This is a genomic window from Psychrobacillus vulpis (assembly GCF_006861825.1).
Taxonomy (GTDB): domain Bacteria; phylum Bacillota; class Bacilli; order Bacillales_A; family Planococcaceae; genus Psychrobacillus; species Psychrobacillus vulpis.
The window spans coordinates 99,449-126,050 of the sequence record NZ_VDGI01000004.1 but is presented as its reverse complement, the minus strand read 5'-3'; the positions used below and the strand labels follow the sequence as shown (position 1 = coordinate 126,050).

The window sequence follows — 26,602 nt, the reverse complement described above, 5'->3', positions numbered from 1 at the left end:
ACCTACTGTATGTTTACACTAATTATTGTACAATGAATAGTAAGAAGATGAAACCTTTTGTTCTTGAAAACGTTCAAGATTAGACACTGCGTTTCTAAAATGGTCATAATTGAAGGTGATAATGAATGAAAAAATGGATTCAGAAATCTCTCATAGTTACTGTTGCATTATTAACATTTGGACTAATATCTCCCAGTCATCTAATTTGGGAACAATTATTAGATAATAAGAGCACAGCAAAGTCGATTTCTTCTGAAGCTAATAGTGTAGAGTATGTACAAGTTACGATTAAAAATACTCCTGATGAGAAAGAAACTTTCACGTTCGCCGCAAAAGAACAGTCTTACATAAAATTTGGTGAACGGATTGGACCTGTTATTCAAGATGAGTTTGATGCAGTCATTTTCCCTCGAATTCAAGAAGCCATAGACGCTACTATTTCAAAAGTAGGAACGGATAATGCTTCTAGATTATCAATTACAGAACAACCTTCCGGAGAATATCATGAGAAAATTTTTCACATTTATAACCTTGATTCAAGAAAAGATTTAATCCGATTCCATGTTAGAACAGATAAAAAACCGATGGACGGATATTATTTCAACTTCCACTATCACTTAGCAGAAGATAATTATTCAAAACATTATGCATTAGGAGAAATTTTCTGGTCAAAAAATACACCTCCTAAATGGCTCTCTTAACGAGAGCTTTTTTTATGATATAGTATATTTTAAATCAAACTTTATACAACATTGAATAGATACTGAAAAAAAGGGGAATCACAATGGAACAATACTTAAATTTATGCAGATATATAAAAGAAAATGGAATCATAAAATCGGATCGTACTGGTACAGGGACAAAAAGTGTATTCGGCTATCAAATGCGATTTGATCTGTCAAAAGGTTTCCCATTATTGACTACAAAGAAGACAGCTTTTCGTTTAGTAGTAAGTGAATTATTATGGTTTATTAAAGGTGATACAAATGTAAAAACTCTAATAGAAGCTAATAACCATATTTGGGACGAGTGGGCATTCGAAAAATGGGTGAAAAGTGAAAGCTATGACGGTCCAGATATGACAAATTTCGGTGTAAGAGCTGCGAATGATGAAGAATTTAAGCTAGTCGTTGATAAACAAATGGAAATTTTTCATTCTAAAATAATATCCGACGATCAATTCGCAGATGAATTTGGTGATCTTGGTCCTGTTTACGGAAAGCAATGGAGATCTTGGCCTGGTAAAGACGGAGAAACGATTGATCAGCTTCAAAATCTTATTGAGCAATTAAAAACGAATCCTGATTCACGAAGACATATCATTACCGCTTGGAATCCTGCTGAGGTAGACGAAATGGCACTTCCCCCATGTCATTCTTTTATGCAATTTTATGTAGCGAATGGAAAACTATCTTGTCAACTTTATCAACGCAGTGCAGATGTATTTTTAGGCGTGCCTTTTAATATTGCTTCTTACGCGTTGTTTACTCATTTAATCGCAAAAGAATGTAATTTAGAAGTTGGGGAATTTGTACATACGCTTGGGGATGCACATATCTATTTAAATCATATGGAACAAGTGGATACACAACTTAACCGTACTCCGAGGCAATTACCAACACTTGTATTAAATTCGCAAAAGGACTCTATATTCGAATTTGAAGTAGAGGATATTTCTATTGAGGGCTATGACCCATATCCAAGAATAAAAGCACCTATAGCTGTGTGAGAATGTCAGGAGGATTTTAAATGATTTCATTAATAGTAGCCCATGATCCAAATAGAGTAATTGGATTAGACAACAAAATGCCTTGGCACATCCCAGGTGATTTAGCTTATTTCAAAGCAAAAACAATGAACAAAGCTATTGTCATGGGAAGGAAAACGTTTGAATCAATTGGAAGAGTACTTCCTGGTAGAAAGAATATCATCATTACAAGAAATACTACTTATAAGATTGAGGGCGCGGAAGTAGTAAGTACTATTGAGGCAGCGATAGATCTAGCGAAAGATTTTCACGAAGAGGTAATGATTATTGGTGGAGAACAAATTTTTAGAGCAGTTTTACCAATAGCTGATCGATTGTATATTACTATTATTCAAGATATATTTGAAGGGGACACTTTCTTTCCTCCATACAGCAACGAAGAGTGGGGGCTAGTTGACACTACAGAAGATATGCAGACACCGGATGGCGTAACTTATGCTTACTTAGTTTATGAAAGAAAGGTTAGTGTATAAGTCATACTATTCGATTTGTATTGTGGATAGGGACATGGAAAATACCGTGACGCTATTTATACAAACGGAACATCTCAAATAAAGGGGAAAATTAATAATAAAATCCAACTAGTAAAAGTTCAAATATTAATACTACCAACATATAGTGTACAGAGCGTTAAAAAAAATTCTAAAATAATTATTCACAAACTTTCTACAATTGGTGTCTTGCAAGTATGAACATGCCATCAAATAGTTTACATACTGCTGCACTTCTTCTTATAATAAGTGTATATAGGAAGGAAGGGATTTTGTGTCTAAAATACATATTGTTACGGATTCAACTGCTGACTTAACAAAAGAGCTGATTGAAACCCTCAATATACACATAGTACCATTAACAATTCAAATTGACGGTGAATCATTTGTGGATGGAGTAGATATTCAACCTGAAACTTTTTTAGAGAAGATGGCTGTTTCGCAAGAACTTCCTAAATCATCGCAACCAGCTGCAGGTGTATTCAAAGAATTATACGATAAGCTCGGAGAAAATGGAGATCAAATCATTTCGATACATATGACAGGTGGTATGAGTGGTACAGTAAAATCAGCACAAGCTGCAGCAGAAATGTCAGATGCAGACGTCACAGTAATAGACTCAAAATTTATTTCTTTTGCACTTTCCTTTCAAGTAATAGAAGCAGCTAAAATGGCACAAAACGGAAAGTCAGTAGAAGAAATTCTTCGTAAGTTGGATGATGTGCGTTCCAAAACAAATCTGTATGTTGTTGTTGATACATTAGATAATTTAGTAAAGGGAGGACGAATCGGAAAAGGAAGTGCCATATTAGGTTCTCTCCTTTCTATAAAACCTATTGCTAAATTAGCTGATGGTGTATATACTCCAATTGCAAAAGTAAGAAGTCATAAACAAGTAGTTAGTTATTTGTTTAAGCAGTTTACCGAAGACACAAAAGGGAAAATTGTAAAGGCAGTTGGAATTTCACATGCCAACGGATTTTCAATGGCAACACCTTTAAAGAAACAGATTGAGGAAACAGGGTTTCGTCATATTCATGATTCTTTTACTTCCCCTGTTATTAGTACACATACAGGTCCTGGTGCAATTGGTTTCATGTATATGACTGAGTAGTAGTAAAGCAGGGATTTGTCCCTGCTTTTATTTTATCGAAAGGGGATATGAATGAAGTACATTATTAACTTATTATGTATTATTTTACTATCGGGCTGTGTGGCTCAGGATACAAAAACTGTGGATTTTACGAAGAAAGAAGCTATTTCTTTTGAGGAATATATTATCCCTTATACTTTTTTTCCAAGAAAACTCCAATTAGTTGGTATGGGAGACTCTCTTACAAAAGGTGTTGGAGATGAGATGAAAAGAGAAGGTTATATTGGCAGAGTACGTACAGAACTTTTGCAATATAAAGGAATAGAAGATGTTATCTTAACCAATACTGCATTAAGAGGAAGAAGAAGTGATCAGTTATTAAAACTACTTCGAGATGGAGATATCGACCATTCCATCCGAAATGCAGATCTCATCATGATCACAATTGGTGGGAATGATCTCATGAAAATAGTAAAAAAGGATTTATTTAATTTGCAAGTAGGGTCCTTTGATAAGGGATTAGTATCATTTGAAAAAAATTATATAAAAATTATGGACCATATACGAGAGATTAATAGCGAAGCAAAAATAGCGTTAATTGGGATATACAACCCATTATCTTTAGTAACAGATGAGTTCAATGAGTTCGATACAATAATTTATGATTGGAATAAAACGATTGAATCTATTGCAGAAGACGATGAAAACGCATGTTTTATTTCAATTGAAAAGCATTTTGATACAAATGCTAATCTAGTGTATCATACAGACTTTTTTCATCCGAACGGTAAAGGATATCAACTAATGAAAGAATCTATTATGAGCTCCTTACAAGGTTGTGGTTTTATAGATACGCAAAATAGGGAATTGTTGTTTTAAGGAGTTGATGAGATGAACAAATGGAAGATTGCTTTCTTTTTACTAGTTCTAGTAATAGTGGGTTCCATAATTGGACTATTTTACTGGATTACTCTTCCTTCCGATTCCGAAGTAGTTTACGAAGAATCACCTAATTTAACAGGTCATGTATTAACAGTGAACTCAACGATAGAAGATTTTGAAGGAATTGCAAATAGTTTTATAAAAAAAGCGATGGAAGGTAAGCCAGTACCTTTAAAATTGACCTTAGAAGACCAAGTAGTACTATCTTCCGAGCTAACGATTTTTTCTTTTACTCTTCCTGTGAAACTATTTTTCGAACCCTTTGTGGAGGAAAATGGTGATATTCGCCTGGAGCAGTCTTCCATTGAAGTAGGTCAAGCAAAACTAGATCCAGCAACGGTCTTAAAATTACTAAATGAATCTATTCAATTACCAGAATGGATAGTTGTAAAACCTGATGAAGAGGAAGTGCTAATACAATTGGCAAGCATTCCGATGACTTCTGGCGTACGTGTTCGCGCTAAGGAAATAAATCTTGCAGAAGATATTATTACTTTAGAAATAGTCATTCCAAATGAGTAAGGAGGGGTTAACAATGGAAAAAGCTACATTTGCAGGCGGTTGCTTTTGGTGTATGGTAAAACCTTTTGATTCCTACGATGGTATTGAGAGTGTGATCTCTGGATACACAGGAGGACATGTTGTAAATCCAACATATGAACAAGTTTGTTCGAATACAACTGGTCATTATGAAGCTATTCAAATTACATTTGATCCATCCATTTTTTCCTATGAACGATTGCTAGAAATATTTTGGATGAATATCGATCCTACTGATGATAGTGGTCAATTTTTTGACAGAGGAACTTCTTATCAGACTGCTATATTTTATCATACGGAAGAACAACGCGAAAAAGCTGAAATTTCGAAAGCCAATTTGGATGCTTCCAATAAGTTTTCCTCCAATGTAACGACTAAAATTTTGCCAGCACAAGTATTTTATGCTGCTGAGTCATACCATCAAGACTATTATAAGAAAAATCCTACTCATTATAACCGATATTTTATAGGATCTGGACGAGCAGCATATATAGAGAAAATGTGGGGGGATAAGAATGAAAGATAAACTAACGGAAATGCAATATTATGTTACACAGCAAAAAGGAACTGAACCTCCGTTTCAAAATGAATATGACAAGCATTTTGAGGAAGGAATTTACGTTGATATCGTTTCGGGTAAACCATTGTTTCATTCTAAGGACAAGTATGACGCAGGATGTGGATGGCCAAGCTTTACAAGACCTATTGAAGCTCAAGAGGTGACAGAGCATTTTGATGATAGTTATGGGATGAGAAGGGTAGAAGTAAGAAGTAAAACTGCAAATTCTCATTTAGGTCATGTATTTCCAGATGGTCCTAAAGATGAAACAGGGCTACGATATTGTATTAACTCGGCTTCTTTACGCTTTGTTCCAAAAGCAAAGTTGAAAGAAGAAGGGTATGAGGATTACTTAAAATTATTTTAGTAATCATTATCTTTTAACACAAAAATAGCACGAAAGAGGTAAGTACTCTTCCGTGCTATTTTCAATTTATAGTTTAAATTCGTTTACAACTTTACGTAGCTCGTCTGCTTGGTGAGATAATTCAACAGATGATGCATTGATTTCTTCCATAGCAGCAGAACCTTCCTCTGCAGCAGCAGCTGAAGTTTCTGTATTTGTTGCAGTATTTTCAGCAATCTGGTTAACTTCAATGAACGATGCAGCAACTTCTTGACTGAAACCAAGTGTTTCTTCAATTTGTTTGACCATTTTATCAATGATAGTTATCGTTTCATTTGTTTGTTTCATAATTTGCTCAAGTGATGTATTCGTCTCATTTGCTACTTCTACACCACGAATAACGTTTTCTACACCTTCATGATTTTGCTTCACAATTGATGTAACTTCCATTTGAATAGAGGTAACTATTCCTGTAACTTCTTTTGCTGCATTTTGAGATTGCTCTGCTAGTTTACGTACTTCGTCTGCTACTACTGCAAATCCTCGGCCATGTTCTCCCGCTCTAGCAGCTTCAATAGCTGCATTCAAAGCTAAGAGATTTGTTTGTTCTGCAATAGCAGTAATTGTTTTAATAATAGATGTAATTTCATATGACTTGGTACCTAGAGCTTCTACAGTATGAGAAGTGTTGGCCATTGTCTCTTCGATACTCATCATTACATTGGAAGAGTGTTGTACAGATTCTCCACCTTTAAGTGCTGCTAACCTCATTTGGTCTGTAGCCTCTTTTACAGCTTGAGCATCGTTATTTAAATATCTTGTTGCTTCTTCCAAAGAATTCATCTTTTGAATAGCGATATTCATGCTTCGAATTGTTTGCTCGCTTCCAACAGCAATTTCATTTGTCGAGTCTGCTATCGATTGAATTGTAATAGCCGTTTCATCCGATGATGCCATTAGTTCTTGACCACTTGCAGATACATTTTCAGTTAATAAGCTTACTCGTTTGACAAGATTTGCAATAGAAGTAATTAAGACGTTTGTACTTTCAGCAATTTCTGAAAATTCATCTTTCGAACGTACTTTAACTCGTCTTGTTAAGTCACCGCCAGCTTGTGCAATATCCAAAATAGATCGGTTAATCGAGTATGTACTACGTTTGATAGAAAGGAATAAATATATTCCAAATGAAAGTGTTAATACTACAGAAAATACTGTTAAAGCAATAAATAAGTATAAGGACGTAGTATTTTCTTTTTTCAAAAGAGCAATTTGCTCTGCATTTTTCTTAGCTAAAAGTTCATTCATTGCTGCAATATGAACATCTACATAGCTCATCGCTGTTTTACCGTTCCCAGTGTTCACTAATTTTTGCGCTGATTCCATCCCTTTTTCATCTCGCATTTTAACAACTCGTTCGGAATATTGAAGATAAGTCGTAAAAAATTGATCAATGGATTTTATCTTTTGTAATTCTTCTGGTCGATCTTTATATGTGTTGTGCAACTCTTTTAGGTGAGTTGAAATTGCATCTTTATATTTTTTGTAAGTTCCCATATAATTTGTTTTACCAGTTATAATATAACTTTGCTCTGCATTTGCTAACTGTGCAATTTCAGTTGCGATTTGATTGACCATCATTTGCTCTTTAATATCAACATTTGTAAATTTTTCTAATGCTTGTTGAGATGAGTACATTTTTGTAGATGTTAATATAAGCATAGAAATTAAGATAACGATAAGAACTGAAAAAATTAAAAGCACTCTGCCACGAATTGAATTCAATATATTAGATTTGGAAATAACCGCAGGGTTTTTGACTTTCTTTTTCCCCCTTTTGAAGAAAGATAGTGAAGGAATTCTTTTCGCTTTTGATAAATTCTTTTCTGGTTTCTTTATTTTTGGTAATTCAATTGGCTTTATCTTTTTTTTGATCCGTTTTAACAACTAAACCATCCCCTTTAAGATCTATTTCTTACCAATATTTTTAAGTTTACTTGTTTTAGATTAAATTATCTACACATTTTTGAATTTTCTATGACTTCATGACTAAAGACGGAGGGAAATTATGAATCAATCGTTTTATTTATTTGTATTAAAATTCCGTGGGGGTCAAAAGAAGGATATGAAATCTCTTTTTGCTGAAAGTATGTTTAATCAGCATGATTTTCCTAAAGCAGAAACTTCTTTTGATACTTTATCGAAATATATAGAAGAACTGGCTCATCCAGATATGAGTGCAGTAGTTTTTGACGAGCTTTGGGAACAATATATAGAAGCGATTAGCTAGTTATTTCATTGCAATTCTACCAAAAAAAATGTATCATTAATCCGATATGTAATAGAAATGGGGTCAAATAAATGAGTATACACATTAGTGCAAAAAAAGGTGAAATTGCGGATACAATTTTACTTCCTGGAGATCCTCTTCGTGCGAAATATATTGCAGAAACATTTTTAGAAGATGTTGTTCAATATAACGAAGTACGCAATATGTTTGGCTACACGGGTACATATAAAGGAAAGAGAATTTCTGTCCAAGGTACTGGAATGGGTGTTCCTTCTATCTCTATTTATATTCATGAATTAATGAACGATTATGACGTGCAAAAATTGATTCGTGTAGGTACTTGTGGAGCAATCCAAAAAGATGTAAAAGTTCGCGACGTAATTATTGCTCAAAGTGCTTCAACAGATTCAACTTTGAATAAAGTATTATTGAATGATGTGAGCTATGCACCAACTGCTGATTTCGATTTATTGTATAAAGCATATAATGCCGGTAAAGAAGCAGGATTAAACTTAAAAGTAGGAAACGTGTTTACGGCAGATTTGTTCTATAATGAGAATGCTCAAAATGAAAAATGGGCAGAATATGGAGTACTCGCAGTTGAAATGGAATCTGCAGCTCTATATACATTAGCAGCTAAATTTGGTCGTAAAGCACTTTCAATCTTAACTGTTAGTGACCATATTATTACTGGAGAAGCAACATCATCTGAAGAAAGACAAACAACGTTTAACGATATGATTGTCGTTGCTTTAGAAGCGGCTATTCAGGACTAAGTGAAAAAGCTAAAATAGACTGTCATGGAAATGACAGTCTATTTTTAAAAGATTTTGAGTTTTCTTTGAAGAGGGTGAAAAATTTGGAAGAACAAAAGCATACGAATGAAGAAGTAGAATCTTCTGAAGTAAATAGCGCATCGAAATATGTAAAGATGAAACCATTTGTTTTTTTAATAATGATTTTATCCTTAATTGTAGCCACTGTAGGCATTACGGTGTTTTCTCTAACTATTGGGAAAGAAAAAGTAGGGGAAATGGCTAACCCACAAAGATCAGAATTTGCCAAGCTCTACTTGGCTTATGATAAGCTAAAACAAGAATACTATAAAGATATAGACCAAGATGCAATCGTAAATGGTGCAATTAACGGGATGCTTGATGCATTGGGTGATCCATATTCAGACTATATGAATGAAGAAGAGGCATCACAGTTTAACGAAAGTATCTCTTCTAGTTTTCAAGGGATTGGTGCAGAAATTCAAGAAAGAGATGGCGTAATTACAGTCGTTTCTCCAATAAAAAATTCTCCTGCCGAAAAAGCAGGTGTATTACCAAATGATAAAATAATGGCAGTAGATGGAAAAGATATAAAAGGTTTAAGCGCATCAGAAGCTGTATTATTAATACGTGGAAATAAAGGCACAAAAGTAACGCTTTCTATTAAACGTGGGGAAAGTGCTGCAATGGATATTACCATTGTTCGTGATGAAATTCCGATAGAGACAGTCTATGCAGAGATGATGGACGATCAAGTTGCACATATTATTATCTCAAGTTTTTCAACGAACACGTATGATGAACTTTTAGATGCGATAAATGAAATGAATAGTCAAGGAATGAAAGCACTAGTATTAGATGTTCGGCAAAATCCTGGTGGTCTTCTAAACTCGGCAATAGATATTTCTACCCTTTTTGTTGAAGATGGAAAACCAATTGTTCAAGTTGATGTTCGTGGGGAGAAAGATGTCACTACAGCATCTCCAGGTGAAAGAGTAAAAGTTCCTGTCACACTTATTATTGATGAGGGAAGTGCTTCTGCTTCTGAAATTCTAGCAGGTGCACTGAGTGAATCGGCTAATGTACCTTTAGTAGGAGTAAATTCTTTCGGTAAAGGTACTGTCCAAACAGTTAACGATCTACCGGATGGATCAAACATTAAAATTACTACAGCTAAATGGTTAACTCCAGATGGAAATTGGATTCACGAAAAGGGAATTGCACCAGATTACGTGGTGGAATATCCTTCATATGCAATGCTCGCTCCATTAGACCCTTCAATGATTTTAAAAGAAAATCAATCATCTGAAGCAGTTCAAAATGCGGAAGAAATGCTAAAAGCTGTTGGTTACGAAGTTGGGAAAGTAGATGGAAACTTCGATGCTCAAATGACTGCAGCAGTGAAAAAATTTCAATCGGATAATAAACTTGCATCCACTGGAGAGCTTACTGGTGAATCTTCATTTATCTTAATGGATAAACTTCGCCAAAAAATATTGAACGAAGATCCTCAATTATTAAAAGCGAAAGAAGTAGTATTAGAACTTCTAAAAAAATAACTTGAAAAAGCTGGCCTATTCGGTCAGCTTTTTCAACAGGAATAAAGGAGTTTGGACGGATGATTGATGTTTACCTTTTAAGTGGTTTCTTAGGAAGTGGCAAAACCTCTTTACTGTCACATATTATTGAACAGTTTAAAAAGGAAGGAACGAAACCCGCGGTAATAATGAATGAACTAGGAAAGCTACCTTTCGATAGTAGAGCAGTAGAAGCAGATGTACCGCTAAAAGAGATGTTGGAGGGTTGTATTTGCTGTACGGGATCTGAAAAAATGGAAGCTCAACTTCAAATGCTTTTAGAAGGTGAAAGCTTTGATGTGTTATTAATAGAAACAACAGGTGCCGCACATCCAGTTGAAGCAATGGATGCTGTTTATTCTCCACTTTTTGCAAGTAAGCTAAATATGAAGGGGATTATTACAGTAGCAGATTGTAAGAGGTGGCTAGACCGAGATAAAATGACACCTCAAACACGTATGTTGTTTTTAGAACAAATAAGACATGCTCATTTAATAGTTGCAAATAAAATCGATTTATTAACGGATTCTGAAATTGCAACAGTTACGATGCAATTACAAGCACTAAATGCAAAAGCACCTATTATTCAGACCTCTAATAGTAAACTTCCTCTAAACATTATGAAGAAGATAGAAGCAACTTTTCATGAAAAAGAAATAAACGAAACAGCGATTGGCAAACAGCTTTTTCTTTCTTCTCGATTACATACTTTTCAAGAACCAGTTAATCAAGAAGATTTTGAGTGTTGGTTAAAAGAACTCCCGGATACTGTATATCGCATGAAGGGGTATGTTCCATTAGTAGGACATAAAAACCCATTATTATTTCAATATGCGTATGGAATGGTACAATGGCTACCTGAAATGATAAAAATGCCACCTCAAATCGTTATTATTGGCGATCAAGTAGATAGAATAGATGTGTTAGGGAGAATAAGTAATGATTAAGTCGTTTCAATTACTGTTTAAAGGAAGAGTGTCAACAGATAAACTTCAAACAGTAGAAGATATACGTAAATTTGTAGTAAGCGAGCTTTTGGACGAATTAACACATCCAAGAGCTAGACAATCGATTCATAAAAAGTATGAGATTGCAGTGAATCGAATCACTCAAAGTGATTTATCTGATATGGATCAACAAAAACTTATAACCATTTACAGAGAGGAATATATGAAACTGTCAACAGTAGATGAAACGTAAATTTTGAGTGCATTGGTTATGTTAACCAAAAAAGAAGGAATAGATAATGATTTCTATCAATATATAAATGCAAGATGGTAGTGTTGGAATATATTATGAGAAAACTTCCTCAGATTTTGTGTTTACAATAGGGGTGCACAAAAGAAGGAGGAAATGAAATTGAATAAAAAACATTCTATCATGGTTGGTCTACTAGCAGGGAGCTTATTGTTTTCTACTAATACAGCAGATGCAGCGACTACAACTGGAAATTCACAAACTACTTCCGAGGCACAATCATCTGTTATTTATAAATGGCAATCACCGGTTAATATTTTGTCTAATTACAATTTAAATGACAAGGCCATTCAAAATATTATTAATAACGAATTATTAGCTCTAAAACCAATGATTCTAAAAGAATTACAAGCTGCTCAAAATCAACAAGTAGCGCAAAAGCCAGTAGCGCAAAAGCCAGTAGAACAAAAGCCAGTAGCGCAAAAGCCAGTAGCACAAAAGCCTGTAGCACAAAAACCGGTTGCTCAAAAGCCAGTAGAACAAAAACCAGTAGCACAAAAACCGGTTACACAAAAACCAAGTACTTCAGTACAACAACCAGTAACTGAGAACAAGCAAGACGTTAAAGTTGGTTCTGTTATTCAGCAAGTTGTTGATTTAACAAACAAAGAACGTACGAATGCAGGTTTGAAACCTTTACAAATTGATGCGAAACTTACGCAATCAGCACAAGCTAAATCTCAAGATATGAAAAACAAAAACTATTTTTCTCATACTAGCCCAACATACGGCTCACCGTTTGATCAAATGAAATCTTTTGGTGTTTCTTATAAATCAGCAGCAGAGAATATTGCAATGGGTCAACGTAGTGCAGCTGAAGTAGTAGATGCTTGGATGAAATCTCCAGGACATAGAGCAAATATTATGAACCCATCATACACTCATATCGGAGTTGGATTATCTGATAGCGGATACTACTGGACACAACAATTCATCGGAAAATAATAGATTGTAAACCTACCAAGATAGAATTTGGTAGGTTTTTTTGTGTAAACGCGATTCTATTCGATAGTTTGAAATGACAGATATAAAATAATATTTTTCTTTCATTCAATAAAATCGTAATGAATATCTGTATGGTTTTTTATGTTTAAGTAAAAAGAATTTAATAATAATATATTGATTGAAATAAGAAAATCATCTTAGACGAGGACTATACAAAACTGTCAACAGCATTTCAGAAGAAATAACTAAGCATGGAGGATAGTTTATCCAATTTTTAAAAAAAGTATGGCTGTTCTTGATAACATTTTCAGCTAGACTGGATTCACTGGAATATTTTATTGAAAAAAAACCTCCAATTTCATGTTTTAATGAGAAAGCAAAAGACGAAGGAGGAGAAGTAAATGAATAAAAACTATTCGTTACTAGTTGGGGTACTTGCGGGAAGCTTACTATTTTCAACACACTCTGTGGAAGCATCTATGTCAACTGATAATTCAAATACCACTTCAGAAGCAAAAACTTGTGAGACACAAACATGGAACTCTCCATTTCAATATAAAAATAACAACAGTCAGCCTACTGAGAACGTGAATCAAACTACTACTAAACAAGAAGCTACAGAACAGAAGCCTGCTCAAACAGCAAGTGAAGGAGCAACGGTACCTGCAGACATTCAAGAGGTTGTAGATTTAACAAATAAAGAACGTACTAAAGCTGGACTAAAAGTATTACAAATCGATACTACACTTACACAATCAGCACAAGCTAAATCTCAAGATATGAAAAACAAAAACTACTTTTCTCATACGAGTCCAACATACGGATCACCTTTTGATCAAATGAAATCTCTTGGTATTTCGTATAAGTCAGCAGCAGAAAATATTGCGATGGGACAACGTACTGCAGCAGAAGTCGTTGACGCATGGATGAAGTCACCAGGTCATAGAGAAAATATAATGAACCCAGCGTATACACATATCGGAGTAGGATTATCTGAAAGTGGCTACTACTGGACACAACAATTTATCGGAAAATAATAATTTGAATACCTACCAACACTTATTGATGGATTAGGTTTAAGAATAAATATTAAAGTAGCAAGTAAAGGTCCAAATCACATATGATTTGGGCCTTTCAGTTTGATAGCAAATGCATTTTTATGAATCCTAATGTATTAAGAACGCTCCAGGCGGGCGCTTTCCGCGGGCTCGCACCAAGCCTCCTCGGCTTTGCCTGCGGGGTCTTGGACTGTCTCGCTGTCCCGCAGGAGTCGCCGCCTTCCGCTTATTTTTATCTTCAATAAACAGAAAAGTGGACAATTAAAGCTTATCAATTTGATGAGATGGGATAGTCTATCCGATATTTTTATCAGATATTCCGAGAAACATTGATTGGATCACAGCATCTTTTGATTTCCACTTTCAACTTTTGAAAAATAGGCAGTGCCCGCCACGGAGACTCCTGTGGGAATAGCTTGAGCTGAAGACCCCGCAGGAAAGACACTGGCCGAACTTTATTTGGCCAGTGTCTTTGCAGTGACGAGGAGGCTGAAGCCAAGCCCACGGAAAGCGAAGTGGCGGGCCCTGCTGATTCTCTTATACATCTCTACTCATTGTAAAACGAATTTGTCTACAGTCTGATGGCCCAAATCACATATGATTTGGGCCTTTAATTATTTTAGTATCTAAATGAAATATGATATAAAACAAAGTGTTCCTGTTGTTATTTACAAACGATTAAGAAGTAATTGTCGTGTATGATTAAAAGTAGTATATTATGGTAATAAAAAAGGAGGAAATGAAATGTACAATAAACCTTCAAATCAAGAATACCCCACTTATTATAGTAAGTATATTAGTCTGGTGTCAGAAGACAGCTTGACCACTATTCTATTCAAACAGCTTGAGGATACAACTGAATTACTTATGGACATTTCTGATGCACAGGCAAATTATCGTTATGCTTTAGGTAAATGGACATTAAAAGAAGTAATTGGTCATCTTATAGACACTGAACGAATTATGAGCTATAGGTTACTAAGAATATCGAGAGGAGATAAAACTCCTCTCGCAGGCTATGATGACGAACAATATGTCAAAGAGGCTTCATTCCATTCTCGCTCTTTAGCAGATTTACTAGAGGAGTATATTGCAGTAAGAGGTTCAACCATTACACTAGTTAGAGGACTGTCTGAAGAATTTTGGTCTAGGAGAGGTTTTGCCAACAATAGTGAACTATCTGTAAGAGCTCTTGCTTACATTATTGCGGGGCATGAACTTCATCATGTAAATATCATCAAGGAAAAATATTTAGTATAATTCCACTTGTCGTCTACGGGAACTAGGGTCAAGAAAGATAATTATTTGCGATTTTCAATTTCGACTAACCAATTCACAAGTAGAGAAATCGATTCAAACAACTTTGAGGTTATTATTTTTAACAAATCTCCATTTGCATTCCATACTTCGATGATTGCTGAAATATTCAGCAGTTATAATAGCCATGGATTGGTTATTAATATATGTAGGGAGATTACACAATGAATAATTACAAATTTATACTGTTGATACTATTAACAACATTTTTAATGGGTTCTTCTTTTGCTGTAGTTAAAGTTGCATTGCTTTATTCATCCCCGTTGTTATTAGCAGCATTACGTTTCACACTTGCAGGATTTATAATGGCAGTAATAGTTATCGTATTAAAAAGAAAGCATCCAACAACCCAAGGAAACTGGATAATGATGCTTACTATTGGTGCTTTCCAAACAGCTGGTGTTATGGGATGTATTTTCTTGAGTTTGCGAACTATTACAGCTAGCGAATCTTCAATTCTTACATTCACGAACCCATTACTTGTGGTTGTATTCGGTACTATCTTTTTAAAAACTAACTATAAACTTTATCAATGGATTGGTGTTCTTTTAGGGTTAGTGGGGGTAAGTATTACGATGGGTGCACAAATTGAATTTAAGATTGGCATTCTATTTGGAATTCTTTCCGCTGTTTTTTGGGCAATCTCCACACTATTAGCTAAAAAGTGGGGAGCGTTTTTCGATACTTGGGTTTTATCTGCCTATCAGATGCTTTTTGGTGGATTACTACTTTTACTTTGTAGTTTTCTTTTTGAAAAACCATTCTTTATTTTGAACGTCAATTCATTCTTTATTTTATTATGGTTAAGTATAATGTCTTCGATTGTTCAATTTGCAGTTTGGTATTATCTTTTACAAAATGGTGATCCAGGAAAGACGAGTGCTTATTTATTTTTGGCACCTTTCTTCGGTGTTTTGTCTGGTTGGTTATTACTAGGAGAGCCGTTATACTCCTCACTCATAGTTGGTGGCTTGTTTATTATTATTGGTATCTATCTTGTAAATAGTAATTTTCAGCAGAAAAGTAGTCTTGTTAGAAGAACATTATAAATAAATGAGTAGCTTGCTGTAAACCGTTCAATCACAGACTAGAATCCCTTCTTAGTGTGCAGAAAATAAATCTGCTACTAGGAAAGGGATTTTTTCTTTGCGCTAAATTACACATTTATATTAAAAAATTGTTTAAATCCTACTTTCCCTTTAACTGTGACTTTTACAGCGCGAATCGAAGGAACTCGAACTATCCAACCTACTTCCAAAAAGTGTGTAAAAAGTCGATGTCCTAAAGCTCCAGCAAGATGATGTTGACGCTCACTCCAATCTAAACATGCATGAGAAAATGATCTACGTTTTCTTTTTAAGTCACTTAAATCTATACCGAAATCAGAAAAGAAATGTTCTCCTTTTGGTGTGACTACAAATTCTCTCTCTTCTTTTTTCAAATAACCAGAGTTCAACAACGCTTCAGTTAAGTAGACACCTAATTTACCTGCTAAATGGTCATAACAAGTTCTGGCTTCCTGAAGCAATTTTAATTGACTAGATTGTTTTAATGAACGAACTTCGGGAGGTGGAGATATCGAAAGAAACGTTTCTAAAATTCGTGCGATGTCTCCATTGGCTAACTTAAAATAACGATGACGTCCGTTTTTTTCAACGATAACTAGGTTCCCTTCAACCAATTTTGAAAGGTGAAAGCTCGCTGTTTGAGGTGTAATCCCAGCCATAAAAGCTAATTCACTGGCAGTATGAAAACGCCCGTCCATTAAACTAGTTAGAATTGTTGCCCGCGATTTCTCCCCAAGTAGAGCAGCCACTTCCGACATATTTGGATTTATACTCATTTTTACCCAACCTTTCTGCATTGCATATATAAATTATAGCTGAAGTTTCAAATATTTTTATTAATAATAACAATCCAAGTAAGTATCGAGACATTAGAATGATACTTTTGTACATTACATTTATTCAGGATACAATCATGAGTTATTGCTTGTAATTCAGTCAGCCTAGTAGGATTTTCGTTGTATATTGAGGAATCTCCAAATCTGTCAACAGCATTTCAGAAGAAATAACTAAGCATGGAGGATAGTTTATCCAATTTTTTAAAAAAGTATGGCTGTTCTTGATAACATTTTCAGCTAGACTGGATTCACTGGAATATTTTATTGAAAAAAAACCTCCAATTTCATGTTTTAATGAGAAAGCAAAAGACGAAGGAGGAGAAGTAAATGAATAAAAACTATTCGTTACTAGTTGTGGTACTTGCGGGAAGCTTACTATTTTCAACACACTCTGTGGAAGCATCTATGTCAACTGATAATTCAAATACCACTTCAGAAGCAAAAACTTGTGAGACACAAACATGGAACTCTCCATTTCAATATAAAAATAACAACAGTCAGCCTACTGAGAACGTGAATCAAACTACTACTAAACAAGAAGCTACAGAACAGAAGCCTGCTCAAACAGCAAGTGAAGGAGCAACAGTACCTGCAGTCATTCAAGAAGTTGTAGATTTAACAAATAAAGAACGTACTAAAGCTGGACTAAAAGCATTACAAATCGATACTACACTTACACAATCAGCACAAGCTAAATCTCAAGATATGAAAAACAAAAACTACTTTTCTCATACGAGCCCAACATACGGCTCACCATTTGATCAAATGAAATCTCTTGGTATTTCGTATAAGTCAGCAGCAGAAAATATTGCGATGGGACAACGTACTGCAGCAGAAGTCGTTGACGCATGGATGAAATCACCAGGTCATAGAGAAAATATTATGAACCCAGCATATACACATATCGGAGTAGGATTATCTGATAGTGGATACTACTGGACACAACAATTTATCGGAAAATAAGTTCATATAAGTTTACAAGCTCTTTGAACTAGTAATGCCTATCAAGATTTATTCTTGATAGGCATTTTTGCGTTTACTTTCAAATTATTTTGCACACACTTTGTTTCAAGGGGTGAGCGAATGGTTTTGTATAAAGACATAGTGGATGTCATTGTAGAAGAGTTTTCTCAAACCGTCGATTTTGTTGCAAAAGAATTAGATTGGAAAAATGAACATGTAATTCTATGCTATTACTCATCGATGATTGACACAGCTGTTGTAATGGAACAATTACAAACGATTCAAAAACGATTTGAATCAGGTAAAGCAAAATGGGGAGAAACAGCTTTTACAAAAGAAAATAAGTTCACAATGAAACAATTAAAAGAAAGTATATGTGCAGGAGAAACTGTTATCATATTTCCTAGCTCAGATAATATGATTAGTATTTTACTCCCAAAGATTGCTTCAAGAGGACCGGAATCACCAGAAAATGAGTATGTTGTAAGGGGCTCTCATGATGGTTTCGTAGAAAATTTAGACGTTAATATAAATTTAATACGTAAAAAGCTTCGATCGGCTGATTTGAAAATTGAAAATCGAGTTATTGGGACAAAGTCTAATTCTACCGTTTCAATTATTTACTTAACTACGAAAGTAGATACAGAAGCATTAGACACATTAAAAGAAAGATTAGATCAAATAGAAACTGAAATGATGTATAGTTCCGGTCAGTTGGAAGACTATTTAGAAGATTCCATTTGGTCACCATTTCCTCAATTTTTAAATACAGAACGACCCGATAGAGTAATTGCTAATTTGGTGGAGGGGAAAATTGTTATATTAACTGATTCGGATCCTACTGCATTAATTGGACCAATTAGTTTGTTTACTTTTTACGAGTCCCCTGATGATTTTAATGGAAGAGTCCTAGTTGGATCATTCTATAGATTAGTTCGATTAGCAAGTTTTTTTACAGCAATTTTTTTACCCGCATTTTATATTGCAGTTGCTAGTTTTCATTTTGAAATAATGCCACTAGAACTTGGTGAACAAGTTAAAAGCTCCGTTAGTAATATCCCATTCCGTCCAATATTTGAAGCATTATTATTAGAACTAATGATTGAGCTTATACGAGAAGCAAGTATTCGATTGCCTAGCCCCATTGGACAGACAATAGGGGTTGTTGGAGGGCTTGTTATAGGGGATGCAATTGTCTCTGCAGGTCTCGCTTCCAACTTAATGGTCATAGTAGTTGCCTCTACAGCACTGGCAAGCTTTGTTGTACCATCTGTAGAGATGAACACGACGATTCGATTATTGCGTTTTCCGTTTATGGTAGCTGCATCGCTATTTGGTTTTTTTGGAATCGTCATTGGTTCTATGATATTGTTTATCCATTTATTAAACTTACAATCATTAAATCAACCATACTTAAGCCCAGTTATACCTTTCGAACCGAAGAAGATTAAAGCAGTATTTTTCCGACTCCCTTTTTACAAACAGATTCCTCAACATAGAAGTTTCTATTTTTTCAGTAAAAAAGGGTCGAAGAGAAATGGCTAAGTTTACTATATCTAATAAGCAGTTATTTTTATTTTTATTTATACTGCAAACAGGTACTGTATTTATTTCTTTCCAATCACGTGTAATTAATGCAGCAGAGCAAAATGCATGGATCGTTTTTGTCATAGTGAGTGGTTTGCATTTATTATTACTTATCCTATTCGATAAATACTATAAGTATTTTAAAATGAACAAATTTGAAAAATGGTTATACCAGTTATATTGGTACTCAATTGTTGTAATTTTTTTAACTTATATTGACTTTGTATTAAAATTATGGGCATTTCCTCTAACTCCAGCTTTTATAGTAATTAGTTTAATGGCGATTATATCGCTTTACGCAAATCTTAGTAAATATGCAGTGATTTTTAATATTTCGGTTATATTAATACCGTTTATTTTTGTGTTTTTCGCGATGTTGAGTCTGTCTACAAAAGATTTGACATGGACAAATTTTTTTCCAATAGGTGAAATAGAACTAAAACAATGGATGGAAGGTTTTGGAAAAACTATATATGCGTTTATAGGAATAGAAGCGTATTTAATCTTACGACCATTTGTGCAAGATAAAAAACAAATTACCTACCGAAAAATTGCTCTTTATCAACTAATCTTTACCCTTTTTTTTGTAATAACTATTATTTATTCACTCCTATTTTTTTCCTTAAAAGAAATACAGATAATTCCAGTAACGATCATGTACCTACTTAAATCACAAGAGATTACATTTTTACAGAGATTAGATTTATTTTTTACGTATATTTGGATGACTTGGAGTGTTATTTCGATTACATTATTTATGTTTTTAGGGCTTCATTTATATAAGACGATGTATACTCGTAGTATTAAATTTACGGTTTTCATTCATATTGTTGTTTCTATCCTACCTGCGTTTTTTATCACTAGGGAAATGGTAAAAAAATTACATGATGGATTATTGTACACCCATTTATTTTTTGGCATACTATTTCCTTTATTTATTATGTTAAGAGGCTGGAGGAAGTCATTACGTGAAAAAAATAGTTAGTATTGTCTTTATCGTGTTGTTACTAAGCGGTTGCTGGGATGAGCGGCCAAACAAAGATATTGCAATTGTACCTATGATAGGGTTTGATGGTGAAATTGGTGAACTAAAAGGGTACTTTGGAATTCCAGGACAACAACAGAATGCTGGCGAGTTTAGTTTCTTGAAAGCAGAAGGTGCTTCAGTGGAAGAGGTTAGACAAAAGATCGATTTACAAGTAAGTGAAGGGGTAGACTTATCTAAACTGTCTAGCATTTTAATATCAGATCAATTAGCAGAGCATGACTTGTACAGTTTATTGGATATGTATTATAGGAATGCTAGAAATCGGTTGAATACTTCTATGTTAATAACTGAAGGAAGTGCTGAACCATTTATAAAATATGGTGAAAAAATGGGCGGCAATGTAAATAATTATTACAGCCAACTAGTAAAAGGGTTCGTTCAAAAATCTATTTTCCCGGATATTGATTTGCAATTGGCTTGTTCGTATTTATTGGATGAAGGGATAGATTTAGTACTGCCGTATATCAAAATCTCAAATGAAAATGATGTTCCAGAGGTCGGTGGATTGGCTCTTTTTGACGAAGGTAATTTCACCGGAAAGACGTTAAAAAGAGAAGAATCAATATTATTGAATGTAATGATGGACAAAATTGGTAAGTATGCATATATAACTTATATGGATAAAAACGTACCAGTCACAATAAATATAAAACAAATAAATAAGGACATGAAGTGGGATGGTACAACTATTCATATAGACTATAAGATAAAGATTGGAATAATGGAATATTATAAAAATGATTTTCAAAACAAGGAAAGAAAAAAAGAGTTAGAAAAATTTTTACAACAAAAGTTAACAACAGATATGGAGAAAATAGTTAAAATTCTACATGATGCAAATAGTGATGCGCTCGGTTTAGGTAGAATTGCTCGAGCATTTCATCAAGATTTATTCGAAGAAGGTAAGTGGAAAGATATATATCCAACGTTAACGATTGTTCCGAAAGTTAGTATTAATATTACAGATACGGGAGTCATGGATTAAAAACGACGCAGTTAGACTGCGTCGTTTTTAGTAATTTTTTTCTGTAAATATATGAGTCTGATTCCAAGTGTAATTGCACCTAATGTAAGTCCAACAATAAGACCGATCCAGTATCCAAATCGTTCAAAGGAAGTGTAATTAGCTAATACATATCCTGTTGGTAGGCCAATTACCCAGTAGGAGATGATAGCCATAATAAATGTAATCGTAACATCCTTGTATCCTCGAAGGGCTCCTTGAACTGGCGCTTGTATCGCATCAGAAAGTTGAAAAAGTGCTGCAAAGAAAAAGAATTGAACAGTGAGTGTTAACACTGCTTGATCATTTGTGTATATTGCAGCGATAGGTTCTCTAAAAAGCAATAGTATCGATGCAGAAACAAAGCTAAATGCTACTGCTGTTGCAACACTTAACCAACTATACGTTTTGGCGTCTTTGTATCGTTTTGCACCAATTTCATGACCGACTAATATTGTAGCTCCCATTGCAATACTTAGAGGAATCATATATAAAAGAGAAGTGAAGTTCAACGCGATTTGATGGGCAGAAATAACTTCTGTCGAATATGCGCTCATTAAGAGTGTTACAGCAGAGAAAATTGTCGTCTCCGCAAATATGGATAATCCAATTGGTAAACCGATTTTTGTTAATGTACTAATTTTGTTTATGGAAGGTTTACTCCAATTATTGAAAATCCTTAATGGGGCAAAAGGTTTTGTTCTATAGACAATTATAATAGCAATTAGCAATACGACCCAATAGGTTAGTGCTGAAGCAAGACCTGCTCCTACACCACCAAGTGCAGGCATACCAAGCTTTCCATAAATGAATACATAATTTAGTACAATGTTAATTGGGGCTGATAATAAAGTGATAAACATGGATACTCTAGTTCTGCCTAAAGCATCTATAAAAGAACGGAGTACACTATAAAGGAAAAGTGGAATAAGTCCTATGCTCATCATAAATAAATAATTTTTTGCAACATCGCGTACACTATCTTCAAGTGGTATCCGATTAAGTATAGGATCGATGAACAGTAAAATTGCAATCCAAACAAGAATAGCTAAAACAACTGCAATAAAAAATCCTTGTTGGACGAAGGTACGAACTTCTTCCTTCTTTTTTGCTCCCATTAATTGTGCTACAATGGGCGTAATTCCTAATAATATACCAGTTAGCCCAGTATATATAGGAACCCAAAGAGATGAACCAATGGAAACACCTGCTAAATGATCAATTCTATATTTACTTGTCATTAATACATCAAAAAAGGTCATTAAATAGAGAGCTACTTGAGTGATTAATATAGGTAAGACAATTTTAATCATTCTAATGCTTTTTTCAGGTAATGTTTTCGTTTCTTGCATTTTGCATACATCCTTTAAAGTTATAAAATAGTTAGGAGATTATGAATGAATAATAACACAATTGTATTAACAGGTGGAGGAACTGCTGGACATGTTTCATTAAATCAGGCAATTATCCCAGAATTAATAAATAGAGGCTATGAAATACATTATATTGGCTCCTCCGATGGAATAGAAAAACCAATTATAACAGATAATTTCCCTTCGATACCATATCACTCGATATCCAATGGGAAACTGAGAAGATATTTTTCGATTAAAAATTTTTCTGATCCATTTAAAGTACTTTATGGTACTCTGCAAGCAGCAAGAGTTTTAAAGAAAGTTAAGCCTTCACTTGTTTTTTCTAAAGGTGGATTTGTTTCTGTTCCAGTCGTACTTGCTGCAAAACTTGCAAATATTCCAGTTGTTATTCATGAGTCTGATATCACTCCAGGACTGGCGAATAAAATAGCAATGAGCTTTGCAAAGCATATTTTTACCGTTTTTAATGAAACATTGAAATACTTACCATCAGACAAATCTTCTTCTATCGGTGCCATTATTCGTCCAGATTTGTTTAATGGGGACGCAATTATTGCGGAGAAGCTTACCGGGTTTAAATATGGAAAAGATACAATCATTATTATGGGCGGAAGTCAAGGTGCAACAAAAATAAATGAATCTATCTATGAAAATATAGATGCTTTAACAAAAGATTTTCAGATCATTCATCTTTGTGGTAAGGGAAACATTAATAATTCATTAGTAGGAAAACCTAATTATATTGCTTTTGAGTATGTTACAAATGAATTGCCACATCTTTTGAAAATGTCGAATTATGTAATAAGTAGAGCGGGATCAAATTCCATCTTTGAGTTTCTAGCATTAAAGTTCCCAATGCTATTAATTCCATTATCAATTCATGCAAGTAGGGGGGACCAAGTATTAAACGCAAACTATTTTGAAGAAAAAGGATACGCTATTGTTTTAGAAGAAGAGAATTTAACTCCAAATTCTTTTTTAGATTCAATTACAACATTAGTAAATAAAAGAGATGACATTATTTCCAATCAGAAATCAGCTAATTCTTCTAAAACACCGTCCGAATTCGTTGATACTCTTCTTACTTTTAAAAAATAAGAAAAAAGAAACTCCCGTCAATTTACAATTTGACGGGAGTATTATTTTACAATATAAGAACTGGTATTACGCCTTACATAGCCTGTTCTTCTTCCGTATTACTTTGTAACATACTTAAGTGGAAGAGGTCTTTAGGAATATAGTATAGATCATAAATGTCGTTCTTTTTATTAATCTCAGAATAGATAAGTGGATGAGTTTCATTTGCTTTTAGTGCATAACGAAGTTTTTCTGTTGCACGTATGCTTTTAACATTATTTTTACGAATTCGTAAAAATACAGTATGGATATCTGTTTCAAAAAATAATTCATGTAGGAATTGTTCTTTCGCTTTTTTATTATATCCAAGTCCTTGAAACGGTTTTCCAATCCATGTGCCTAGAAACCCAGCTCCGTCTTCAATATCAAACAAATTTATAGTGCCTATAGGTTGACCGAAATCACTAAAAATTGTTCTACTAACAGCATTTCCATTTTCTTCATCTTCCATTAATTGCTTAGTCATAAACCAGTATTCATCTGCTGAACTCGCTTTATGACGTACAAAAGCTAGCACACTAGGTTCAGACATTAATTCGTATAGTGAAGTACATTCGTTTAATTCTCTCTTTTTAATCAAAAAAAGCGCCCCCTTAAAGAACCAAAAATGAGCATAATCATCCTAGGTTCCCTGAAATTTTTCATTTCGAATTGCATAAAAAATTTCGGGGTAGGAATCGAACCTACTAGGACCAGCTCAAAACTGGTGGCGCACCATTTGCCTTCCCACGGCAAAGTAATCTTTGCCTTATAAAATTATTTGCATTTATAATATACTAAGTTTTATACAATTTGCATAGAGAAATATCTTACACTAATTATTAATTTTTTGTAAACATTTTTTTAGAAAATTAGATTAAAATACTTGTAACTCTTTTATTAAATACATATCATTAAAGGATATATGTAAGAAATTTGATAGGGGAATGCTTAAAAAAATGACACAAAAATTTATTTCTCAAAACCAATTCAAATTATTATATGATTTAGCCGATGATTATGTGTTTCTGATGAGAAAAAATAATCAATCATTTGTATATGAATATATTAATAAAAAAGCAGAAGTAATTTTTTCCGAGAGTCCAATCGGTTTGACGCTAGAGCAATGCTTGGAAGAGTTTCACTCTAAAACTATAATAAATAATTATAATAGAGCATTTAAAGAGAATAAATCAATTTTTTATCAAGATCATCATTGTTTATTTAACGAAACACTAGTTAATGAAACAACTGCTATCCCTATTTATGATGGGGAAACTCAATATATTCTTGCAACTACAAAAGAAATATCTCGTACCGAAGAAATGAAAACTTCGACATATGTTTTAGAAAGTTATAAAAAAGGCATTAATGGTGCAGCACTAGTTGCAATGACTAATAAAGACGGGATTATCGAAATGGTCAATCATGTGTTTGAAACTACATGTCAATTTGATCAACGTGAACTAATAGGAAAGTCTTTTCAAATGATTAACTCCTATTTTCATGAAAATGAATTTTTTGAAGAACTGTGGAGAACAGTGGAAGAAGGGAATATTTGGCGAGGAGAAATTCGTAATCGCACAAAATCAGGTTCCTTTTATTGGGTAGATGCAAATGTCATACCGATTATGAATGAAAATGGAGAAATAGAAAAATACTTAACCATCCAATTCGATACAACTGAGAAGAAAAGAATTATCGATGAATTACGTAATATTGAAAGAACATTTGAACTTATAACAGAATATTCAAATGATCTTATAGCAATTACCGATGAAGAAGGTTATTTACTCTATTCATCCCCTAGTCATGAAACTATTTTACATTATGATAAAGAAGAGTTACTTGGAACATACTACTTAAACTTAGTATCAAATGATATGAATCATTCGGAAGAGGGAAAAAAATTCCCTATAATAAAAGAAAACGCGATTCATCGGACTGAATTATTACTGAAAACTAAAGATGGGGATACTATTTGGACAGACACATGTTTTACAGCTGCTAAAAGAAATAGAGACGGGGAAGAAGAGAAATGGTTTGTTGTAGTATCGAGAGAAATAACAGAGAAAAGAGAGTTAGAAGATAAACTAAAATTTATGGCGTATCATGATAGTTTAACCGGATTACCAAATCGTCGATCTTTTCATTATGATTTTCCGGTTGTCATTCAATCTGTCAATCAGAGTAATCCGAATGTTGCTTTAATATATATCGATGGAGACGATTTTAAATCTGTGAATGACCAGTTCGGACATGACGTGGGAGATCAATTTTTAAGCATTTTTGCCGAAAAGTTACAAGAAAGTGTAGATTACCAATATAAAATTTATCGAATTGGTGGAGATGAATTCGTTATTATTGCCGATCAAATAAATGATTATAGAGAGGGTTTTAGTGAAATAGTACAAGCAGTCGTAACAAAAATCCAAAATATATTAAAAAAAGGTTGGACGATTGACGAACATTGCTTCACACCAACATCTTCTATTGGTATATCTATTTTTCCGGATGATGGAATAACAGTAGACGAATTACTAGATAATGCAGATCAAGCACTGTACACTGCCAAAAAACTAGGTAAAAACAATTTTATGTATACAAATGCCGTTCAAAGTTCATATTGAACGGCTATTTTAAAAGG

General features: G+C 33.9%; 25 protein-coding genes and 2 pseudogenes. 23 read left to right on the top strand and 4 right to left on the bottom strand.

Annotated elements, in window-relative coordinates; translation table 11 throughout:
• Window positions 1–125: 125 nt before the first annotated feature.
• The 8 genes from FG384_RS06330 to msrB all read left to right on the top strand — a co-directional run bounded on the left by FG384_RS06330 (window position 126) and on the right by msrB (window position 5,760).
• Window positions 126–701 carry a YpjP family protein gene (locus FG384_RS06330; protein ID WP_142641744.1) on the top strand — a complete coding sequence of 192 codons (576 nt, stop codon included), beginning with the start codon at window positions 126–128 and terminating at the stop codon, window positions 699–701.
• Between the two features lie 83 nt (window positions 702–784).
• On the top strand, window positions 785–1,729 hold the full coding sequence (locus tag FG384_RS06325; RefSeq protein WP_142641743.1) for a thymidylate synthase: 945 nt from the start codon (window positions 785–787) through the stop codon (window positions 1,727–1,729).
• Window positions 1,730–1,749: 20 nt separating this feature from the next.
• The gene (locus FG384_RS06320) at window positions 1,750–2,241 is read left to right on the top strand and encodes a dihydrofolate reductase (protein ID WP_142641742.1); all 492 of its coding nucleotides are present in this window, start codon (window positions 1,750–1,752) and stop codon (window positions 2,239–2,241) included.
• A 292-nt stretch (window positions 2,242–2,533) separates the two neighbouring features.
• Window positions 2,534–3,373 carry a DegV family protein gene (locus tag FG384_RS06315; protein WP_142641741.1) on the top strand — a complete coding sequence of 280 codons (840 nt, stop codon included), beginning with the start codon at window positions 2,534–2,536 and terminating at the stop codon, window positions 3,371–3,373.
• 51 nt (window positions 3,374–3,424) lie between these two features.
• Entirely contained in the window at window positions 3,425–4,231 is an 807-nt protein-coding gene (locus FG384_RS06310) for a GDSL-type esterase/lipase family protein (RefSeq protein WP_142641740.1), read from the top strand.
• Between the two features lie 12 nt (window positions 4,232–4,243).
• Window positions 4,244–4,816 carry a YpmS family protein gene (locus tag FG384_RS06305; protein ID WP_142641739.1) on the top strand — a complete coding sequence of 191 codons (573 nt, stop codon included), beginning with the start codon at window positions 4,244–4,246 and terminating at the stop codon, window positions 4,814–4,816.
• Between the two features lie 13 nt (window positions 4,817–4,829).
• Complete coding sequence (gene msrA / locus FG384_RS06300; protein WP_142641738.1) at window positions 4,830–5,360, top strand: peptide-methionine (S)-S-oxide reductase MsrA; 531 nt, start codon at window positions 4,830–4,832, stop codon at window positions 5,358–5,360.
• Window positions 5,350–5,760, top strand: coding sequence for a peptide-methionine (R)-S-oxide reductase MsrB (gene msrB, locus FG384_RS06295; RefSeq protein WP_142641737.1), 411 nt, complete (start codon window positions 5,350–5,352; stop codon window positions 5,758–5,760). Before msrA ends, msrB begins: the two co-directional genes overlap by 11 nt.
• Window positions 5,761–5,826: 66 nt before the next feature.
• Here the strand turns inward: msrB and FG384_RS06290 are convergent, their stop codons facing one another.
• The gene (locus FG384_RS06290; RefSeq protein WP_240793359.1) at window positions 5,827–7,461 is read right to left on the bottom strand and encodes a methyl-accepting chemotaxis protein; all 1,635 of its coding nucleotides are present in this window, start codon (window positions 7,459–7,461) and stop codon (window positions 5,827–5,829) included.
• A gap of 346 nt (window positions 7,462–7,807) precedes the next feature.
• Between FG384_RS06290 and FG384_RS06285 the strand changes: the two genes are divergently transcribed.
• From FG384_RS06285 to FG384_RS06245, 9 genes and pseudogenes are all read left to right on the top strand, one after another.
• Window positions 7,808–8,029, top strand: coding sequence for a YozE family protein (locus FG384_RS06285; protein ID WP_142641736.1), 222 nt, complete (start codon window positions 7,808–7,810; stop codon window positions 8,027–8,029).
• Between the two features lie 71 nt (window positions 8,030–8,100).
• Window positions 8,101–8,805 carry a purine-nucleoside phosphorylase gene (gene deoD / locus FG384_RS06280; protein ID WP_142641735.1) on the top strand — a complete coding sequence of 235 codons (705 nt, stop codon included), beginning with the start codon at window positions 8,101–8,103 and terminating at the stop codon, window positions 8,803–8,805.
• An 83-nt stretch (window positions 8,806–8,888) separates the two neighbouring features.
• Window positions 8,889–10,364, top strand: coding sequence for a lmo1851 family serine protease (locus tag FG384_RS06275; protein ID WP_240793354.1), 1,476 nt, complete (start codon window positions 8,889–8,891; stop codon window positions 10,362–10,364).
• A gap of 59 nt (window positions 10,365–10,423) precedes the next feature.
• A complete protein-coding gene (locus FG384_RS06270; RefSeq protein WP_142641734.1) occupies window positions 10,424–11,329 on the top strand; it encodes a CobW family GTP-binding protein in 906 nt (301 codons plus the stop codon).
• The gene (locus FG384_RS06265; protein WP_142641733.1) at window positions 11,322–11,582 is read left to right on the top strand and encodes a hypothetical protein; all 261 of its coding nucleotides are present in this window, start codon (window positions 11,322–11,324) and stop codon (window positions 11,580–11,582) included. The genes FG384_RS06270 and FG384_RS06265 overlap by 8 nt, the downstream gene beginning before the upstream one ends.
• A gap of 159 nt (window positions 11,583–11,741) precedes the next feature.
• Entirely contained in the window at window positions 11,742–12,584 is an 843-nt protein-coding gene (locus FG384_RS20290) for a CAP domain-containing protein (protein ID WP_338101318.1), read from the top strand.
• Between the two features lie 596 nt (window positions 12,585–13,180).
• A pseudogene (locus FG384_RS06255) lies at window positions 13,181–13,621 on the top strand (CAP domain-containing protein); the annotation flags it as partial.
• Between the two features lie 765 nt (window positions 13,622–14,386).
• A complete protein-coding gene (locus tag FG384_RS06250) occupies window positions 14,387–14,902 on the top strand; it encodes a DinB family protein (RefSeq protein WP_142641731.1) in 516 nt (171 codons plus the stop codon).
• A gap of 221 nt (window positions 14,903–15,123) precedes the next feature.
• Window positions 15,124–16,008: a DMT family transporter gene (locus FG384_RS06245; RefSeq protein WP_142641730.1), complete on the top strand. Its 885-nt coding sequence runs from the start codon at window positions 15,124–15,126 to the stop codon at window positions 16,006–16,008.
• A 107-nt stretch (window positions 16,009–16,115) separates the two neighbouring features.
• Here the strand turns inward: FG384_RS06245 and FG384_RS06240 are convergent, their stop codons facing one another.
• Window positions 16,116–16,802, bottom strand: a complete 687-nt coding sequence (locus FG384_RS06240) for an ArsR/SmtB family transcription factor (protein ID WP_142641729.1) — start codon at window positions 16,800–16,802, stop codon at window positions 16,116–16,118.
• A gap of 657 nt (window positions 16,803–17,459) precedes the next feature.
• Between FG384_RS06240 and FG384_RS20425 the strand changes: the two are divergent.
• From FG384_RS20425 to FG384_RS06220, 4 genes and pseudogenes are all read left to right on the top strand, one after another.
• Window positions 17,460–17,825 (top strand): annotated as a pseudogene (locus tag FG384_RS20425) (CAP domain-containing protein); the annotation flags it as partial.
• 120 nt (window positions 17,826–17,945) lie between these two features.
• A complete protein-coding gene (locus FG384_RS06230) occupies window positions 17,946–19,370 on the top strand; it encodes a spore germination protein (RefSeq protein WP_142641727.1) in 1,425 nt (474 codons plus the stop codon).
• A complete protein-coding gene (locus tag FG384_RS06225; protein WP_142641726.1) occupies window positions 19,363–20,397 on the top strand; it encodes a GerAB/ArcD/ProY family transporter in 1,035 nt (344 codons plus the stop codon). Before FG384_RS06230 ends, FG384_RS06225 begins: the two co-directional genes overlap by 8 nt.
• Window positions 20,381–21,445: a Ger(x)C family spore germination protein gene (locus tag FG384_RS06220; RefSeq protein ID WP_142641725.1), complete on the top strand. Its 1,065-nt coding sequence runs from the start codon at window positions 20,381–20,383 to the stop codon at window positions 21,443–21,445. Before FG384_RS06225 ends, FG384_RS06220 begins: the two co-directional genes overlap by 17 nt.
• An 11-nt stretch (window positions 21,446–21,456) precedes the next feature.
• Here the strand turns inward: FG384_RS06220 and FG384_RS06215 are convergent, their stop codons facing one another.
• Window positions 21,457–22,815 (bottom strand): MATE family efflux transporter, encoded by a 1,359-nt coding sequence (locus FG384_RS06215; protein ID WP_142641724.1) that lies wholly within the window; start codon window positions 22,813–22,815, stop codon window positions 21,457–21,459.
• Window positions 22,816–22,860: 45 nt separating this feature from the next.
• Between FG384_RS06215 and FG384_RS06210 the strand changes: the two genes are divergently transcribed.
• Window positions 22,861–23,937: an undecaprenyldiphospho-muramoylpentapeptide beta-N-acetylglucosaminyltransferase gene (locus tag FG384_RS06210; RefSeq protein ID WP_142641723.1), complete on the top strand. Its 1,077-nt coding sequence runs from the start codon at window positions 22,861–22,863 to the stop codon at window positions 23,935–23,937.
• A 73-nt stretch (window positions 23,938–24,010) separates the two neighbouring features.
• Here FG384_RS06210 and FG384_RS06205 read toward each other — a convergent pair whose 3' ends face one another.
• Window positions 24,011–24,556, bottom strand: coding sequence for a GNAT family N-acetyltransferase (locus FG384_RS06205; protein WP_142641722.1), 546 nt, complete (start codon window positions 24,554–24,556; stop codon window positions 24,011–24,013).
• A gap of 358 nt (window positions 24,557–24,914) precedes the next feature.
• Between FG384_RS06205 and FG384_RS06200 the strand changes: the two genes are divergently transcribed.
• On the top strand, window positions 24,915–26,585 hold the full coding sequence (locus tag FG384_RS06200; protein ID WP_166462388.1) for a diguanylate cyclase domain-containing protein: 1,671 nt from the start codon (window positions 24,915–24,917) through the stop codon (window positions 26,583–26,585).
• Window positions 26,586–26,602: the final 17 nt, after the last annotated feature.